This window comes from Salinifilum aidingensis (assembly GCF_054782015.1).
Window position 1 is genome coordinate 168236 of the sequence record NZ_BAAGTH010000003.1, and the last position, 17562, is coordinate 185797.

Below are 17562 nucleotides of genomic sequence, written 5' to 3' on the forward strand. Positions count from 1 at the left end.
GAATGACGAAAGCGCAACAATCGAGCGCCGGTGATTCCGCTCGCCGTCGCGTGAAATGCGTTACCGGGCGGGCGCCGGCGGGCCGCGGAGCGCGTGAATTCGTTGGGCGGTCAACTGCGCGATGAGCCGCCGGGAACGTGCGGGAATGCACGCGACGCACGTTTCCCGCGCGGGCGGCGGGGTACGGTGGGGAACTCGCGGAAGGACGCGGCGCAGAAAGCGCGCGACCCCGAACAGCGCGCGCTCGGCGCTGCTCAGTAACAATCCGGTCAAGATTGCGGAGGCGATGTGGCCGAACGCCATTTGCACCGGTGCGAACGGTGTGGCCGGATGCACCGGGTGGGCCGCGTGCGCGCCGGAGAGTTGAAAAAATACGTGAAACGCCATTTGATTCGCGGCGAGAGCGCTTAGAATCCCGAGCGGTCCGCGTTGGCGATCGGCGAGCGCTACACCGGCACTTGCGAGGAGGGCGGTGATAACGGCTGTGACCCCGGGGTCGGGTAGCGCGCCTCCGGCGGCCGCGTGCGCGGCCACGGAGAGTGCAGCCGAGGTGGTGGTCAGCCCAACACCGCGCAGCCAGCGAAGGAGGCCTTGCGCAGGAGCGAGCTGAACGGACACGGTGGCGAGTCTAAGTGTCGGTTCCAACACGCTGAGCGCAGGTGCTCTTGCCATCTTCACCCGTTTGGGCCACTGTCTAGGCGGTGCGCCACCCGGACCTGCTTCGGTGGCCGGCACTGCCGGGCGGCCGTGGACGGGTGTTCGCCACTGACGTCGGAAAGGAGGGGCGTCGTCGATCCGACGCCAGCATCTGTGTCGACTGAAACAGAAATAACCGAGAAGCGCAGAACCGAAGAGCAGGAAACGGTCCAGAGCGCCGCTGACCGGCCCGGACGCATGGACTGGGTGGTGTTCACCATCGCCGGCGTCGCCGCGGTGGCCTACATCGCCTGGGGCGTCCTCGGCACCGAGTCGCTGACCTCGTTCGCGAGCTCCGCGATCGATGTGCTCGTCACCGACGGCGGCTGGCTGTTCGTCCTCGCGGGCACCGGCTTCGTGGTCTTCGCCCTGTGGCTGGCGTTCAGCCGCTACGGGCGGATCCCGCTGGGTGCGGACGACGAGGGCCCGGAGTTCCGCACCAGCTCGTGGATCGCGATGATGTTCGCGGCGGGCATGGGCATCGGCCTGATGTTCTACGGGGCCTCGGAGCCGCTCACGCACTTCACCGATACTCCTCCGGGATCGGTGCCGGCCGGTACGGATGCCGCGCTGCGGACGGGGATGTCCACGTCGCTGTTCCACTGGACGCTGCACCCGTGGTCGATCTACGCGGTCGTCGGCCTGGCGATCGCCTACGCCAGCTACCGGCGCGGTCGGCCGCAGCTGCTGAGCTCCGCGTTCGTGCCGTTCTTCGGCAACCGCGCGAACGACACGCCGATCGGCAAGGTCATCGACTCGCTGGCGGTGTTCGCCACGATCTTCGGCACCGCGGCCTCGCTGGGCATCGGTGCCACGCAGATCGGCGCCGGTCTGGAGCACGTGGGCTGGGTCGGCAACGTCACCCAGCCGGTTCTGGTGATGATCATCGCCGTGCTGATCGCGATCTTCATCGTCTCGGCCGTGTCGGGCGTGGCCAGGGGCATCCAGCTGCTGTCCAACAGCAACATGGTCCTGGCGTTCCTGCTGGCGCTGTTCGTCTTCATCGTCGGCCCGACCGTGTTCATGCTGGACCTGCTGCCCACGTCGGCCGGGTCCTACCTGCAGAACTTCGGCGAGATGGTCTCCCGCACCGGTGTGACCGGCGGTGAGGAGATGTCCAGCTGGCTGTCCAGTTGGACCATCTTCTACTGGGCCTGGTGGATCTCCTGGTCGCCGTTCGTCGGCATGTTCATCGCGCGGATCAGCCGCGGCCGCACGATCCGCCAGTTCGTCGGCGGCGTCATCCTCGTGCCCAGCGTGATCAGCCTGGTCTGGTTCGCGATCATGGGCGGTACCGCGCTGTACCAGCAGCGGACGGGCGCGGACCTGGCCGGTGCGGACAGCGCCGAGGCGCAGCTGTTCCAGCTGTTCGACCAGCTGCCGTTCGGCCTGATCGCCAGCGTGCTGGCCATGCTGCTGATCATCAACTTCTTCATCACCAGTGCGGACTCCGCCTCGGTCGTGGTCGGCTCGATGTCGCAGCGCGGCAGCACGAAGCCGAGCAAGTACGTGGTCGTGCTGTGGGGTCTGGTCATGGGTGGTGTGGCCGTGGCCATGCTGCTCATCGGCGGTGAGGACGCGCTCGACGGGTTGAACCAGACCACGATCATCGCGGCCTCGCCGTTCGTGATCGTGCTGATCTTCCTGTGCGCAGCGCTGGTCAAGGACCTGCGCAGCGACCCGATGATGCTGCGCAGCGAGAAGGGTGCCGAGGTGCTCGAGCGGGCGGTCATCGCCGGCACGGAGGAGCACGACGGCGACTTCGAGCTGGTGACCACGCCGGTCGAGAACGGCGACGAGAGCTCGGAAGACTCCGGGGAGGACTCCTCCGCGGGGAGCGGTCGCTGAGTGAACTTCCTGGATTACCTCGCATCCAGGTGGCAGCAGGTGCTGGTCGACGGTTACCAGCACGCGAGCATGGTGGTGCAGTGCGTCGCGCTGGCCACGCTCTTCGGCGTCCTGGTCGGGGTTGCGGTCTACCGCAGCCCCGCCGGGGCGGCGATCGCTACTGCACTGTCCAGCGCGGTCCTGACGATCCCGTCCTTCGCCCTGTTCGGACTGCTGATCCCCGCGCTGGGCCTGGGGGTCGCCCCGTCGGTGGTGACCCTCGTCCTCTACGCGCTGCTCCCGATCGTGCGCAACACGATCGTCGGCCTGGCCGCCGTGGACCGCCCCGTCGTGGACGCGGCCCGCGGCATCGGCATGAGCCGGGCCGGTGTGCTCCTGCGCGTGGAGCTGCGCCTGGCCTGGCCGGCCATCCTCGCGGGCATGCGCGTGAGCGCGCAGATGCTCATGGGCATCGCCGCCATCGCCGCCTACGCGAAGGGCCCGGGCCTGGGCAACCTGATCTTCAGCGGATTCACCCGGCTGGGCGGGGCGAACGCGTTGAACATGGCGCTGACCGGCACGATCGGCGTGATCGTGCTGGCGCTCGTGCTCGACGCGCTGCTCGTGCTCGTCGGCAGGGTGACGACACCGAGGGGGCTGCGTGGCTGAGGGACGCGAGCAGGCCGGCGGCGAGCCGGTGAGCGGCCACGGGGTGGAGATCCGTCTCGAGTCGGTGTCGAAGCACTACCCCGGGCAGAAGGAGCCGGCCGTCGAGTCGGTGACGATGACGATCCCGGCGGGCGAGACGGTCGTGCTGGTCGGCCCCTCCGGCAGCGGCAAGACCACCACGATGCGGATGATCAACCGGCTGATCGAGCCCACGTCCGGGCGCATCACCATCGGCGGCCAGGACGTCCTGGGGCTCGACCCGGACCGGCTGCGCCGCGAGATCGGCTACGCCATCCAGCACAGCGGCCTGTTCCCGCACCTGACCGTCGGCGACAACGTCGGCATGGTGCCGCGGCTGGTCGGTTGGGAGCGCGCCCGCATCCCCGAGCGCGTCGACGAGATGCTCGACCTGGTCGGGCTGGACCCGGCCGAGTACCGCGGCCGGTACCCGCGGCAGCTCTCCGGCGGGCAGCAGCAGCGGGTCGGGGTGGCCCGCGCGCTCGCCGCGAACCCGCCGGTGCTGCTCATGGACGAACCGTTCGGCGCGGTCGACCCGATCACGCGCGGCGTGCTGCAGGACGAGCTCATGCGGCTGCAGGCCGACCTGGGCAAGACGATCGTGTTCGTCACGCACGACTTCGACGAGGCCGTCAAGATCGGCGATCGCATCGCCGTGCTCGGCGAGCGCTCGCGCGTGCTGCAGTACGACGCGCCCGAGGCGATCCTGGCCAGTCCGGCGGACGACACGGTGGCCGGGTTCGTCGGCGCCGGGGCCGCGCTGAAGCAGCTGACGCTGCGCCGCGTGCGCGAGATCAGCCTCGGCGCGGTGCCGACCGCGAAGCTCGACGAGGACCCGGCGGCGCTGCGCGAGCGCCTCGGCGGTCGGCGCGGCGCGATCGGGCTGGTGCTCGACCGCCGCGACCGCCCGGTGCGCTGGGCCACCGCGCGCGAGGCGGCCTCGGTGCGGACGCTGTCGGCGGCGGGGCGCGCCGTGGAGGACAGCGTCTCGCCCGCCTCCACGCTGCAGGACGCCCTGGAGGCGATCCTCACCGACGACGACGGGGTGGCGGTGGTGACCGGGTCCCGCGGCGAGTACGTCGGGGTGGTGGACATCGACACGGTGATGGCCACGATCAAATCGCTGCAGGAGGAGCACGGCCCCGGCAACCCCGCCGAGGGCGGTGCCGCCGGCGGGGCCGGCAGCTCCGAGGGGGCGCGGTGAGCGGCGCGCCGGCGGGCGCCCGGTCGAACCGGTGGCGGCTGCTCGTCCAGCCGGTCACCGCGGTCGTGCTCGTCACCGCGGTGCTCGGGTGGGCCTTCGGCCGGGGCGTGGACGAGGTCACCGCGCGCAGCCTCAACGCCCCCACGCTGCTGAGCCTGACCTGGCAGCACCTGCTGATGAGCGCGGCCGTGGCGCTGATCGTGGTGCTCGTGGCCGTGCCGCTGGGCGTGCTGCTCAGCCGCCCGCGGGCGCGCAGGTTGGCGCCGCTGGTCATCGGCGTGGCCAACGTCGGCCAGGCCGCGCCCGCCGTCGGGCTGATCGTGCTGTTCTTCCTGCTCACCGGCGGTTCCACCGGGTTCTGGGTGGCGGTGCTGCCGATCGCGCTGTACTCGCTGCTGCCGGTGCTGCGCAACACGATCGTGGGGCTGCGCCAGGTGGATCCCGAGCTGGTCGACGCGGGGCGCGGCATCGGCATGTCCGCGACCGGGGTGCTGCTGCGCATCGAGCTGCCGCTGTCCGTGCCGTTCATCCTCGCCGGGCTGCGCACCGCTCTCGTGCTGGCCGTGGGCACGGCGACGCTGGCGCTGTTCGTCGGCGCCGGCGGCCTCGGCGAGCTCATCGACACCGGCTACAAGCTGAGCAACTGGACGGTGCTCGGCGTCGGCGCCGTGCTGTCCATGGCGCTGGCGCTGCTGGTGGACTGGCTCGGGGCGCTGGCCGAGACCTACCTGTCGCCGAGGGGGCTGCGATGACGGCGGGCGTGCCGCGCAGGGGCCTGCTCCGGCTGGCCGGGGCCGCCGCCGCGGGCGCGGCGCTGGCCGGGTGCGGCCTGAGCTCCGGATCGGCGCTGCCGCTGCCGGTGCGGCCGGGGCGGATCCGCCCGGTGCCGGAGCTGGAGGGCGTCACGTTCACCGTCGGGTCGAAGGACTACACCGAGCAGGTCGTGCTCGCCTACCTGGCCGAGTTCGCGCTCAGCGCCGCGGGGGCGCGCGTGCGGGACCTGAGCAACATCACCGGCTCGTCCAGCGCGCGCAACGCGCTGGTCGGCGGCCAGATCGACCTCATGTGGGAGTACACCGGCGTCGCCTGGGTGAACTACAACGGCAACACCGAGCCGATCGCGGACCCGCAGGAGCAGTACCGGGCGGTGCGCCGGCAGGACCGCCTGCGCAACGACATCGCGTGGACCTCGCCCGCCTTCGCCGTGGACAACACCTACGGCTTCGCCGTCAGCGCCGAGGCGCAGCGCCGCCTCGACGTGCACGAGCTCTCCGACCTGCCGCGGATCGTGCGCGAGCGGCCGGAGGAGGCCACGTTCTGCGTGGAGACCGAGTTCGCCAGCCGCAACGACGGTTTCCCCGGGGTGCAGCGGGCCTACGGGTTCCGGGCCGATCCGCAGCGGGTCCGCACGCTCTACACCGGCAGCATCTACCAGGCCACGGCCAACGGGACGTGCACGTTCGGCGAGGTGTTCACCACCGACGGCCGGATCCGGGCGATGGACCTGCGCGTGCTCGTCGACGACCGGTCGTTCTTCCCGCGGTACAACCTGGCGATGACCATGCGGGTGCCCACGTTCGAGCGCTACCCGCAGCTGTCCGGGTTGTTCGGCAGGATCTCGGAGCTGCTGAGCAACGACGAGCTGATGCGCCTGAACGCCCGGGTCGACGTCGACGGCCGGGACCCGGCGGACGTGGCGCGCGAGTGGCTCGCCGCGAAGGGGCTCGTGCGCATCCCCTGAGCACCGGACCACCGCGCCAGCCGGATCCGCGGCTCAGACGCCGAACTTGCCGAGCAGTTCGTCCTCGATGCGGGCGAGGTCCTCGGTCACGGCCCGGTGGGCCGAGCGCCGGCGGGCGGCGGGCAGCCGCTCGGCAGCGCGGACGGCTCCGGTGAGCTGCTCCAGCCGCGCGTCCGTGCGCTCGGCGAACTGCTCGGTGGCGGCCTTCTCCTCCGCGCCCGAACGCGCGGCCTGCTGCCGCAGGTCGGTCAGCGCGCGGTGGTCCCCGGCGATGCGCGCGTGCAGCGCGGCGCCGTGGCCGGTGTAGTGGCCGACGTCCTCGACGGCCACGCCGAGGTGGCGGGCCCGCATGCGGTCGTAGCGCTCGCGGGCGGTCCCGGCGGCAGCGGCGAGGTAGGGCGCGAGGACCGGGCCGACGACCTTGGCCACGCCGATGAGCTTCTTCGCGTTGCCGGGTGTCACCCGGCCGTGCTCGCCCTTCTCGCGGGCCTTCTGCTCCGCCTGCCGCGCCCGCTGCTCGATCTTGGCTGCTTTGCGGTGCTCAGCGGCCGCTTTGCGCTGCTCCTTCGCGGACTCCACGGCGGTGCTGTGCTTGCCGCCGCCCGGCGTCCGCCGCCCCACTCGTGTCATCGCAGCCGACCTCCCTGATCGTTCGCTCGCGGCCGGTGGTGCCGTGCGCTCGCCACCCCTCGGCGATCACTGTACGTCGGCGGGCGGTCACGCACGACTCAGCGCCGACCCCTCCTCGCGTGTCGGGGGGCATGTGAGGTGAGTGGATCTGCGACGAGACTTCCTCGGCGCTGCCGCGCCGAAACGGGACAGTCGGATGCGAACTGCCCGATCAGCGTGGCTGCTCGATGTCGAGCACCCGGAGCGGGAATCTGCCCGAGGTTCTGCCACCGGACCACGCCGCCACCCGGGCCACACCACTCGTGAAGGGGTGAAATCACGCACTGTGCGCCCGGGGTGCACTCCGCACCCCCTGGAGGTGGGGCTTACGCTGCGGATTGTGAACGAACAGGTGCTGCTCGAGGCCGCTGAGGTCTCGCGCTGCCGTCGCCGGGTGCACCTGGACCACGACCCGGGGATGCGCGGTGCGGTGACCGCGCCGCAGGACCCGGGCGCGGAACAGCGCATCGCCGATGCGGCCGAGCACCGCTCGCTCGTCGCGGAGCGGCTCGGCCACCTGTTCGGCTCCGAGCTCGTCGTGATCCCGCGGGGCGGGGGCGGCGCCGCGCGGGAGGAGGCCACGGCCGCGGCGATGCGCGCGGGTGCCGCCTACATCTCGGACGCCCAGCTGCCGACCGACGGGCAGCGCGGTGCGACCGGCGGGATCGATCTGCTGGTCCGCTTCGGCGACGGTTACGTGCCGGTGCTGGTGGTGCGGCACAAGACGACGAACCCGGGCCGGGGCGCGCGTGTTTCCGCTGTGGACAAGCCGGTGCCCGGTGCGGCGTGGGTGGACGAGACCCGCAAGCCGCGGTCGAACGCGCGGGACCAGCTGCGGTTGGCGCACGCGATGCGGCTGCTGCAGGCGTGCGGCATGGGTGCCGCGACCCCCGTCCCGCCGCTGCACGGCCCGGCCGGCGGCGTCATCGGGGTGGAGGCCGATGCCGTGCTCTGGCACGACCTCGGTGCGCCGACGTGGCCGGACGGGCGGACGGCGCTGACCGAGTACGACCGGCGGTTCGCCGACCGGGTGGCCGTGGCCGCCGCGGCCGCGGCGGGGGCGGAGCCGCTGGCGCAGCCGTCGCGGATCAACGAGTGCAAGACGTGCCCGTGGTGGCCGGTGTGCGCGCAGCAGCTGCACGCCGCGCGCGACGTCAGCCTCGTGGTGCGCGGTGAGGACGCGGCGGCCCTGCGCGAGCACGGTGTTTCCACAGTGGACGACCTCGCGGCGCTTCCCGTCAGCCGCGCTTCCGAGCTGCCGCTGGCGAACGGCAAGAGCGCGGACGTGGTGCTGCTGGCGAAGGCGTGGCTGAACGATTTCCCGATGGTGCGGCGGAACCGCACCGTCCAGGTGCCGCGTGCGGACGTGGAAGTCGATGTGGACATGGAGAGCTACGCCGACTCCGGCGCCTACTTGTGGGGCTGCTGGTTGTCCGGTGTGGACATCGGGATTCGCCGCGGCTACCACGGTTTCGCCACGTGGGACCCGCTGCCGTCGGACGACGAGGCCCGTTCGTTCGCCGAGTTCTGGACCTGGCTGCGCCGGGTGCGGCAGCTCGCCTCCGAGCGCGGCCTGAGCTTCCGCGCGTACTGCTACAACGAGCTCGCGGAGAACCGGTGGTTGCTCTCCTCGGCGCAGCGGTTCGCCGGCAAGCCCGGCGTGCCCCCGGTGGAGGACGTGCGCAGGTTCATCAGGTCCCACGAGTGGGTGGACCTGTTCGCCGTGGTGCGCGACCAGTTCCTGTGCCCGAACGGCAAGGGGCTCAAGGTGGTGGCCCCGTGCGCCGGTTTCTCCTGGCGCGACGCGGAGGCCGGCGGGGCGAACTCGATGCGCTGGTACCGCGCGGCCGTCGGGCTCGGCGGCACGCCCGCCGCGCCGGAGCAGCGGACGCGCCTGCTCACCTACAACGAGGACGACGTGCGGGCGACGTGGACCGTCCGGGAGTGGATGACCTCGGAAGGGGTCTACGACGTCCCCGCCGCCGCGGACCTGTGAACAGCGCGTGCCCGTGAACAGCGCGGTCCCGGCGAGCGGTGGGCCCGCTCCTCAGCCGCCGTCCGGCAGCAGCACCGCGCGGCCGCGGATCTCGCCGCGCTCGAACCGCTCGTAGATCTCGGGGCCGCGGTCCAGGGCGAAGGTCTCCACGTGGGCGCGCACGTCGCCGCTGCGCGCCAGCGCGAGCAGTTCGATCAGCTCCGCCCGCGTGCCCCAGTACGGGGCGGTCACGGAGGCCTCGAACGGCAGCAGCCCGAACCCGACCTGCACCGAGGCGCCGCCGATGCCGACGATGGTGATGTCGCCCTCCACGGCGACGAGGCGCGGATCCAGGCGCACCGTCGGTTCCGCGCCGACGAAGTCCAGCACCACTTCGGCACCGCGGCCGCCGGTGAGCCCGGCGACCCTGCTGATCGCGCCGTCGTCGGCGCGCACGGCTTCGTGCGCGCCGACTTCCCGGGCCAGTTCGAGCTTCTCGTCGGCCACGTCCAGGGCCACCACCCGGGCGGGTGTGCAGGCGCGCAGTATCTGGACGGCCAGGTGGCCGAGACCGCCGGCGCCGATGACGACGGCGGTGCTGCCGCCGCCGAGCTTCGGCAGCGAGCGCTGCACCGCGTGGTACGGCGTCAGCCCGGCGTCGGTGAGCGGTGCGGCCTGCGCCGGGTCGAGGCCGTCCAGCGGGACGAGATGGCGCGGATCGTCGACGAGCAGGTACTCGGCCAGCGCGCCGGGCGCGCCGAGGCCGGGCGGGTGGATGCCGAGCTCCTCGGCGCGGGTGCAGTAGTTCTCCCGGCCGAGCGAGCACGAGTGGCACCGGCCGCACCCCCACGAGCCGTACACGGCGTACTCCTCGCCCTCGGCGACGGTGGTGATCCCGTCTCCGACGGCGGCGACGGTGCCGGCGCCCTCGTGGCCCAGCGTCAGCGGCAGCTCGTACGGGAACTGCTCGGCGGGCCAGTTCATCACGGCCAGGTCGGAGTGGCACATGCCCGCTGCGGTGACGCGCAGCAGCACCTGACCGGGGCCGGGTTCGGGTGCGGGGATCTCGGTGACGCGGGGTTTCGTTCCGACTTCGGTGTACTGCACGGCTCTCATGAACCGGTTCCCTTCCGCTCGGTCCTGCCTGCGCCGGCGCGTTCCGGCCCGCCGCGCGGCCCTTGCTGCGGCCATCCTCCGCGCGGCTGCGGTGCGGCGCACGGGAGATGCGCGGGCGCGCCCCCGGCTCCCGGGCGGGTGCGCCGGTCCGCGCGCGGGTATCGCCCGGCCGTGTGATCTCGACGTACGGTGAGCCCATGTTCACCACGCGCCCCGAACTGGTCGGCACGCACGGCATGGTCGCCAGCACCCACTGGCTCGCCTCCGCCTCCGGGATGGCCGTGCTCGAGGACGGCGGCAACGCCTTCGACGCGGCCGCGGCCGCCGGTTTCGTGCTCCAGGTCGTCGAGCCGCACCTGAACGGCCCCGGTGGTGAGCTGCCCGCGCTGCTGCACAGCGCGCGCGAGGGCCGCACCCGCGCGCTGTGCGGGCAGGGACCGGCGCCGGCGGGGGCGACGATCGAGCACTACCGCGACGAGCTCGGCCTCGACCTCGTCCCCGGGACCGGGCTGCTGGCCGCGACGGTGCCGGGCGCGTGGGACGGGTGGTTGGTGCTGCTGCGCGACCACGGCACGAAGTCCCTGCGGGAGGTGCTGCGCCACGCCATCGGCTACGCCCGCGGCGGGTTCCCCGCGGTCGAGCGCATCAGCACCACGATCGAGGCGGTGCGCGCGCTGTTCACCGAGCACTGGCCGAGCTCGGCGCAGCAGTGGCTCGTCCGGGGCGAGGCCCCGCCGCCGGGGGCGATGCTGCGCAACCCCGTGCTGGCGGACACGTGGGAGCGGCTGCTCGCCGCGGCCGACGGCGCGGGCGGCAGCCGGGAGAACCGCATCGACGCGGCCCGGCGGGCCTGGGCGGAGGGCTTCGTCGCGGAGGCGGTCGAGAAGTTCGCGCGCACTCCGCACCGGGACAACTCGGGGCGCGAGCACGCCGGGGTCATCACCGCCCACGACCTCGCCTCCTTCCGGGCGAGCTACGAGGACCCGCTGCTGACCGACCTGGACGGCGGGTGGACGCTGGCGAAGTTCGGGATCTGGACGCAGGGCCCGGTGCTGGCGCAGCAGCTGCGCCTGCTGGAGGGGTCCGGCGAGCGCCTGCGCTACGTCGACGGCGTGCCGGACGCGGACGCGGTGCACCTGGCGCTGGAGGCCGCGAAGCTGGCCTTCGCCGACCGCGAGGCCTTCTACGGCGACTCGGCCGACCCGGCCGCGGCCGCGGACCTGGTCTCCCGCGAGTACGCCGGGCAGCGGCGCGCGCTGCTGGGCGAGCGGGCCTCGTTCGAGCTGCGGCCCGGGAACCCGGGCGGGCGCGCGGTCCGGTTGCCGCGGCACATCGCCGAGGAGCGCGGCCGCGGTGCGGCGATCGACACGAGCGGTGTCGGCCTCGGTGAGCCGACGGTGGCCGCCACGGGCGCGACCCGCGGCGACACGGTGCACCTCGACGTCGTCGACCGGTGGGGGAACATGGTCTCGGCGACGCCGTCCGGCGGGTGGCTGCAGTCCTCCCCGTGGATCCCCGAGCTCGGGTTCTGCCTGGGCAGCAGGGCCCAGATGTTCTGGTTGGACGAGGGCCTGCCGAACTCGCTGGCCCCGGGCAGGCGGCCGCGCCTGACGCTGAGCCCGTCGATGGCGCTGCGCGGTGACGACGCGGTGCTGTCGTTCGGCACGCCGGGCGGGGACCAGCAGGACCAGTGGCAGCTGTGCTTCTGGCTGGCGCACGTGCACGGCGGGCTCAACCTGCAGGAGGCGATCGACGCGCCCGCCTGGCACACCACCGCCTTCCCCGGGTCGTTCTTCCCGCGGTCCTGGCAACCGGGCCGGGTCGTGGCCGAGTCCCGGCTCGGCGCGGAGCGGTTCGCCGCGCTGCGCGAGCGCGGCCACGAGGTCGTCGACGCGGGGTCGTGGGCGCTGGGGCGGCTCTCGGCGGTCTCCCGCGAGCCCGACACGGGGGTGCTGCGCGCGGCGGCGAACCCGCGCGGTGCGCAGGGCTACGCCGCCGGCCGCTGAGCGCGCAGCGGCCGGCGCGCGCCTCACGCTGCGGGCAGCTGCCGTCCGACCATGACCATCCGCAGGCTGCGGGCCGCGGCGCCGGCGAGCAGGTCCGGCGCCCGCTCGATGGCTGCGCCGAGGTCGACGGGTCCGGTGAGGATGCTGGCCACGGCGTCGATTCCGGCGTGGAGGTCGGCCTCCGCGTCCGGACCGATCGTGCCGCACAGGGCGATCACCGGTGTGCCGAGCCGCTTCGCGCGGCGGGCGACCTCGGCGGGGACCTTGCCCGCGGTGGAGGCGTCGACCGAGCCCTCCGCGGTGATCACCAGGTCCGCGGCGGCCACCCGCGCGTCCAGTGTGGACTCCGGGAGGAACACGTCGAACCGCGAGCGCAGGCGGGCGCCGAGCGCACCGGCGAGACCGGCGCCGAGGCCGCCGGAGGCGCCACCGCCGGCGACCGCGGCGAGATCACCGGCCCCGCGCGCGGCCAGCGCCCGGGCCCAGGCGCGCATGGCCGCGTCGAGCTGCTCGACGAGCTGCGGACCCGCTCCCTTCTGCGGCCCGAAAACGCGGGCCACGCCGCGCTGCCCGCAGAGCACGTTGTTCGGGTTGACCGCGAGCTCGATCTCCGCCTCCGCCAGCCGCGGGTCGAGCCCGCTGAGGTCGATGCCGGCCACCCGGGCCAGCGCCGCCCCGCCCGGCGGCAGCTCGGTACCGCCGGCGTCGTGCACGCGGGCGCCGAGGGCGCGCAGCGCTCCCGCGCCCCCGTCGCACACCCCGGAGTCGCCGCAGCCGAGCAGGACGCGATGGGCGCCGCTGTCCAGCGCCGCGCGGATCAGCTCGCCCACGCCGCGGCTCGTGGTCGCGCCGGGATCGCGGAGGTGCCGGGGCACGAGCGAGAGCCCGGCCGCGGCGGCGAGCTCCACGTACGCGGTCCCCGCGGCCCCGAGCGGTCCCGCGGGGCCGAGCAGGGCGATGTGCGCCGCGACGGGCCCGCCGGTGGGGCCGGTGACCGCCACCGGCACGAGCTCGCCGCCGGTGGCCCGCGCGAGCTGCCGGGCCGATCCCTCGCCGCCGTCGACGACGGGGTGCACGTCGACGGCGGCGGTCGGTTCGGTGCGGCGGACGCCGCGGTGGATCGCCTCGGCGACGTCCTCGGCCTCGAGGCACTCCTTGAAGCCGCTGGGGGCGATGAGCACGCGCATGGATCGCTCCATCGGTCGGGGGTGGACGGGACGGGTCAGCGCAGCGGGAGTCCGAGCGCCGGCCAGATGAACACGGCGAAGACGAGGACGAGCCCCACCAGCACCGGGCCGAGCGCGGCGGACAGCCGCAGCAGGTCGCGCGTGGCGAAGGTGGGGGCGGAGTCGAGCCGGGCGAAGATCGCCACGGGTTTGGCCGAGGCGGGCAGCGTGTGGCAGAAGCCCGCCGCTGCGGTGGAGGCGAAGGCGACGGACACGGGGTTGAGCCCCGCGCCGATCGCGGCCGGGATGACCAGCGGGATCAGCACCGAGGAGCGCGCCGAGCGGGACTGCAGCACCAGGTGGGCCGCGGCGCTGAGCACGACCACGCTCACCAGCAGCGCCCCGCCGGGGAGGCCCTCGTGCAGCGCCGCGGCCCGTTCCGCCGTGCCGGACTCGAGCAGGGCGGTGCCGAGCGCGGTGGTGGCGGCCATGAACAGCAGCAGCGACCAGGGGATCTCGGCGATGGCGGTGTTCCACGGCACGGTGCCGGTCCGCGGCAGGGTGACCAGCAGGGCGCCGGCCAGGGCCACGAGGGCCGGCGGAAGGCCGTGCACCGCTTCGGTGCACCACAGCAGGACGACGGCGAGCAGCAGGGCGAGGGCCCGCTGCTCGGAGCGGGTGATCCGCGCGGGCACCCCGAGCTCGGCGCGCAGCACCGCCGCGTCCACGCGCAGCGGGGTGCGCCGCTCGGCGCGGTCCGCGCTGAGCAGCAGCACGATCTCGGCGGCGAGGTGGGAGCTCACCACGGCCAGCGGCAGGCCCCAGGCCAGCCACGCGGCGAAGCCGATGCCGCCCTCGACGGTGCTGTCCAGGATCTGGCTGGTGATGAGGTGGGCGCCCGCGCCGACGAGGGTGGCGACCGCGGAGAGCAGCACCACGGTGGGCATCAGCAGCGCCAGCCCGCGGACCAGCTGCGGTCTGCGGGGGAAGGCCCCGGCCAGTGCCCGGTGGATCGGCACCGCGAGGGCGGCGCGGCCGCTCGTGCTGGGCACGAGCAGCGCGGTGACGACCAGTCCTGCGGTGAGCAGGTGCACCAGTCCGCGGGGCCGGTGCGCCCGGGCGGCCAGGCCGATCGCGACCCGCGCGGGCAGGCCGGTGCGGTTGATGCCCGCGGCGAGCACGAACGCGGCCACGAGCAGCCAGATCTGCTCGGAACCGAGGGTTTCGAAGAGGTCCTCCGCGTCGAGCGCGCCGAGCACGACCACCGCCGCGGCCGCGGCCAGGGCCACGAACGTGTCGTCGGCGTGGCGGCTGACCCAGCCGCAGATCGCGGCGGCGAACACGGCGATCGTGCCGAGGGCGGTCGGGTCGAGCCCGCCCCCGGACGGTGCCGGCGGTGCCGGCCCGACGAGCAGCGCGGCGGCGCCGAGCACGGCCAGCGCCCCGAGCGTCACGCCGACGCCCCAGCCGGTGTCGGTGCCGGGTTCCGGTGCGCCCCGCGCCGCCCGCAGCGGAGTGGCGTACTCGACCGCCCCGTCGCCGGGGTGTCCGGTCTCGGGGCCACCGGGGCGCCCGTCCCCGGGGTCGCCGGTCGCGGGCCCTGCGGTGCCGAGCGCCCCGGCCTCGTGCGCGCGTTGCATGGTCCCCACGTTCCCGGGGGCGGCTGAGCGGATCGTGAAACCGGGATGAGGGCTTCTTCATCCGGCCGGGACGAGCAGCGGGAGCGCGTTCAGCCGGGGTGCGCGTGTCCTCCCGGAACGCGTCCCCGGCCGGTACGGCCTGTGGACAACTCCTCCCGCGGCGACCGCGCGGACGGGTGTTCCGCAGTTGTCCACAGGAGTTGATCTGCGAAAACGACTGATCGACGCGAGTTGTGCACACCTGTGGAGGGAGTTGTCCACAGGTGTGTGCTCCTGTCACCCGTCGAGGCGGTACCCCATGCCACGGACCGTGCGGATGCGCTCCGCGCCGAGCTTGCGGCGCAGCCCGCGCACGTGGACGTCCACCACGTTCGACTCCGGGTCGAAGTCGTAGCCCCACACGTGCGACAGGATCTGCTCCCGCGCCAGGACCTGGCCCGGGTGCCGCAGGAAGACCTCCAGGATCGAGAACTCCCGCGCGGTCAGCTCCACCGCGCCCTCCGGCGTGCCGGCCCGGCGGCTGCGCAGGTCCAGCGAGAGCTCACCCGCCCGCAGCACGGTCGCCTCGCCCGCCCCGTCGGTGGAGCGCAGCCGCAGGCGCACCCGGGCCAGCAGCTCCTCGAAGCGGAACGGCTTGGTCATGTAGTCGTCCGCACCGCCTTCGAGGCCGGCGACCGTGTCGTGCACCGAGTCCCGCGCGGTCAGGATGATCACGGGTGCGGTCACCCGCTGCTCCCGCGCCGCGCGCAGCACCGCGAACCCGTCCCGGCCGGGCAGCCCCAGGTCGAGGACCACCAGGCCGAAGTCGCCGGTGACCAGGTGGTCCTGCGCCGTCGGGCCGTCCGCGACCACCGTCGGGGTGAACCCGTTCGCGCGCAGCCCCTTCTCGATGAACGCGGCGATCCGGGCCTCGTCCTCCACGATCAGGATCCTGCTCATGCCTGCTGCGGCTCCTCCTCCCGCTCGTCCGGTCCGGCTACCGGCAGTTCCAGGGTGAACGTGGCCCCCTCGCCCGGGCGCGACCGCACGTGCACCCGGCCGCGGTGCGCATCGGCGATGGCGCGCACGATCGCCAGGCCCAGGCCCGCGCCCCCGGCGTGCTGGCCGTCGCCGTGCGCGAAGCGGTCGAAGATCCGCTCGGCCCGCTCCGGGTCGATCCCCGGCCCGTGGTCGGTGATCCACAGCAGGGCCGCCCCCTGCCGCAGCCGCGACCCGATCCGGATCTCGGAGCCCACCTCGGTGTGCTGCACCGCGTTCTGCGCCAGCTGCACCATCGCCTGGGTCGCGCGCTGCTCGTCGACCACGACCTCGCCCTCGCCGAGGTGCTCCAGCACCCACCGCCGATCACCCAGCGAGCGGATCTTCGTCTCCACGTCGCTGGTCAGCTCGGCCAGCGAGACGGTCGCCGGCGCGGCGAAGTCGGGCCGCTCGGCCTTGGCCAGCACGAGCAGGTCCTCCACGATGCGCGTCATCCGGTCCAGCTCGTCGGTGCACAGGCGCACCACCTCCTGCCGCTCGGCGGGGTCGTAGCCCAGCAGCTCCAGGTTGCCCCGCACGATCGTGATCGGCGTGCGCAGCTCGTGGCTGACGTCGTCGACGAACTGCCGCTGGGTGGCGAAGGCGTCCTGCAGGCGGTCCAGCATGGCGTTGAACTGCTCGGCCAGGGCCGCGATGTCGTCGCGGCCCTGCACCGGGATGCGGCGGGTCAGGTCGTGCTCGCTGATCTCCGCGGCGGTGCGCCGCACGTCCCGGACGGGCGCGAGGATCAGCCCGGCGATGATCCACGAGGCCACCGCGGCGAGCACGACGCCGACCGCGCTCACCCCGATGATCAGCCGCACCGTCCGGTCGGCGTTGGCCACGTCCTGCCCGGTGAACCGCTCCGTGATGAACCAGGCCGGCCCCTGCGCGGTGTCCGCGCGGATCTTGACCCAGTGCATCGGTCCGTGGGCGGTCTCCGTGCGCCCGCTCGTGCGCGGGTCGTCGAGCAGGCGCTGCAGCACGGCGGGGTCCTGCGCAACGGCTTCCACCGCCGGGGACTGCTCCTGGGACAGCGCCCGCGGGCCCTGCGGGGTGCGCCACGCGCCGACCAGGGCCTCCTCCGGGTCGGGGTACTGCTGCGACAGGAACGTCTCGAACAGCGCGCGGGGGTCGTCCAGCGCGCGCCCCGTGGCCGGGTCGCGGCCCTGCTCGGCGAAGGCGCTGAACTCGCGCGCCTGCTGCTCCAGCGCGGCGCTCGTCTTGTTGAGCACGTCGGTGTGCAGGAACTGCCGCGTCAGCATGATCACCGCCAGCAGCACCACCACGAGCACGAGCAGCAGCCACCCCATGATCTGCGCGCGGGCCGGGATGCGCGTGCCGGTGCGCCGGCGCGAGGCCTCCTGCGAGCGGTCGGCCGGGTCAGTCGTCGCGCTGGTCGTCATCGAACCGGTCGTCGGCGTCGTCGTCGTGCGCGGGCGGCGGGGGCGGGAGGTCGCTCGGTCCCGTCGCGCTGCCGGGTGCCCGCCCCGGGGACGGCTCGGGAGCCCCCGCTCCGGACGGCGGGGCCGTTCCCTCGGGCGTGCGCACCTCGACACGACCGGGGACCTGCGGGGCGCGTGGTTCGTCGGTGAGCGCGAAGCTCACCAGGACGGCACCGAGCGGCAGCGCCATCGCGGTGAGCAGCAGCGCCACCTTGGAAGCTGGCTTCATGCGCCCCATCATGGCGATCAGCGGTGGAACGGACGTGAAACTCGGATGAAGAAGCCTTCATCCGCGCCCGTCGCGACGTTCCCGGCGGGCGAGATGTCGATCCCCGCGACCGGGAACCGCTAGTGTGCGCACAACCGGACTGAC

General features: G+C 73.7%; 15 protein-coding genes. 7 read left to right on the forward strand and 8 right to left on the reverse strand.

The genetic code is table 11. The annotated features are described in order from the left end of the window. Positions 1-60: 60 nt before the first annotated feature. Complete coding sequence (locus ACYVJE_RS05840; RefSeq protein ID WP_461143629.1) at positions 61-618, reverse strand: hypothetical protein; 558 nt, start codon at positions 616-618, stop codon at positions 61-63. Positions 619-894: 276 nt separating this feature from the next. On the opposite strand from ACYVJE_RS05840, the gene ACYVJE_RS05845 reads away from it, so the two are divergent. The 5 genes from ACYVJE_RS05845 to ACYVJE_RS05865 are packed head-to-tail and all read left to right on the forward strand — an operon-like array spanning position 895 to position 6155. After that, entirely contained in the window at positions 895-2544 is a 1650-nt protein-coding gene (locus ACYVJE_RS05845; RefSeq protein WP_461143788.1) for a BCCT family transporter, read from the forward strand. Then, a complete protein-coding gene (locus ACYVJE_RS05850; protein WP_461143630.1) occupies positions 2545-3192 on the forward strand; it encodes an ABC transporter permease in 648 nt (215 codons plus the stop codon). It begins immediately after the preceding gene. Further along, entirely contained in the window at positions 3185-4414 is a 1230-nt protein-coding gene (locus tag ACYVJE_RS05855; RefSeq protein WP_459157815.1) for an ABC transporter ATP-binding protein, read from the forward strand. The genes ACYVJE_RS05850 and ACYVJE_RS05855 overlap by 8 nt, the downstream gene beginning before the upstream one ends. Beyond that, positions 4411-5166: an ABC transporter permease gene (locus tag ACYVJE_RS05860; protein ID WP_459157816.1), complete on the forward strand. Its 756-nt coding sequence runs from the start codon at positions 4411-4413 to the stop codon at positions 5164-5166. Before ACYVJE_RS05855 ends, ACYVJE_RS05860 begins: the two co-directional genes overlap by 4 nt. Next, entirely contained in the window at positions 5163-6155 is a 993-nt protein-coding gene (locus ACYVJE_RS05865; RefSeq protein WP_459157817.1) for a glycine betaine ABC transporter substrate-binding protein, read from the forward strand. The genes ACYVJE_RS05860 and ACYVJE_RS05865 overlap by 4 nt, the downstream gene beginning before the upstream one ends. Positions 6156-6188: 33 nt before the next feature. Here the strand turns inward: ACYVJE_RS05865 and ACYVJE_RS05870 are convergent, their stop codons facing one another. Continuing rightward, a complete protein-coding gene (locus ACYVJE_RS05870) occupies positions 6189-6785 on the reverse strand; it encodes a DUF6474 family protein (RefSeq protein WP_461143631.1) in 597 nt (198 codons plus the stop codon). A gap of 379 nt (positions 6786-7164) precedes the next feature. Between ACYVJE_RS05870 and ACYVJE_RS05875 the strand changes: the two genes are divergently transcribed. Beyond that, the gene (locus ACYVJE_RS05875) at positions 7165-8820 is read left to right on the forward strand and encodes a TM0106 family RecB-like putative nuclease (RefSeq protein ID WP_461143632.1); all 1656 of its coding nucleotides are present in this window, start codon (positions 7165-7167) and stop codon (positions 8818-8820) included. A 51-nt stretch (positions 8821-8871) separates the two neighbouring features. On the opposite strand, the gene ACYVJE_RS05880 is transcribed toward ACYVJE_RS05875, so the two are convergent. After that, positions 8872-9915, reverse strand: coding sequence for an NAD(P)-dependent alcohol dehydrogenase (locus ACYVJE_RS05880; protein WP_461143633.1), 1044 nt, complete (start codon positions 9913-9915; stop codon positions 8872-8874). A gap of 197 nt (positions 9916-10112) precedes the next feature. Here ACYVJE_RS05880 and ACYVJE_RS05885 point away from each other — a divergent pair, with 197 nt between their 5' ends. Continuing rightward, on the forward strand, positions 10113-11921 hold the full coding sequence (locus ACYVJE_RS05885) for a gamma-glutamyltransferase family protein (RefSeq protein ID WP_461143634.1): 1809 nt from the start codon (positions 10113-10115) through the stop codon (positions 11919-11921). Positions 11922-11944: 23 nt separating this feature from the next. Here ACYVJE_RS05885 and ACYVJE_RS05890 read toward each other — a convergent pair whose 3' ends face one another. The 5 genes from ACYVJE_RS05890 to ACYVJE_RS05910 all read right to left on the reverse strand — a co-directional run bounded on the left by ACYVJE_RS05890 (position 11945) and on the right by ACYVJE_RS05910 (position 17418). Continuing rightward, positions 11945-13108: a glycerate kinase family protein gene (locus ACYVJE_RS05890; protein WP_461143635.1), complete on the reverse strand. Its 1164-nt coding sequence runs from the start codon at positions 13106-13108 to the stop codon at positions 11945-11947. A gap of 35 nt (positions 13109-13143) precedes the next feature. After that, positions 13144-14727: an SLC13 family permease gene (locus ACYVJE_RS05895; protein WP_461143636.1), complete on the reverse strand. Its 1584-nt coding sequence runs from the start codon at positions 14725-14727 to the stop codon at positions 13144-13146. A 276-nt stretch (positions 14728-15003) separates the two neighbouring features. Then, positions 15004-15666, reverse strand: coding sequence for a response regulator transcription factor (locus ACYVJE_RS05900; RefSeq protein WP_461143637.1), 663 nt, complete (start codon positions 15664-15666; stop codon positions 15004-15006). Continuing rightward, positions 15663-17150: a sensor histidine kinase gene (locus ACYVJE_RS05905; protein ID WP_461143638.1), complete on the reverse strand. Its 1488-nt coding sequence runs from the start codon at positions 17148-17150 to the stop codon at positions 15663-15665. The genes ACYVJE_RS05900 and ACYVJE_RS05905 overlap by 4 nt, the downstream gene beginning before the upstream one ends. Further along, positions 17128-17418, reverse strand: coding sequence for a hypothetical protein (locus tag ACYVJE_RS05910; protein ID WP_459157826.1), 291 nt, complete (start codon positions 17416-17418; stop codon positions 17128-17130). Before ACYVJE_RS05910 ends, ACYVJE_RS05905 begins: the two co-directional genes overlap by 23 nt. Positions 17419-17562: the final 144 nt, after the last annotated feature.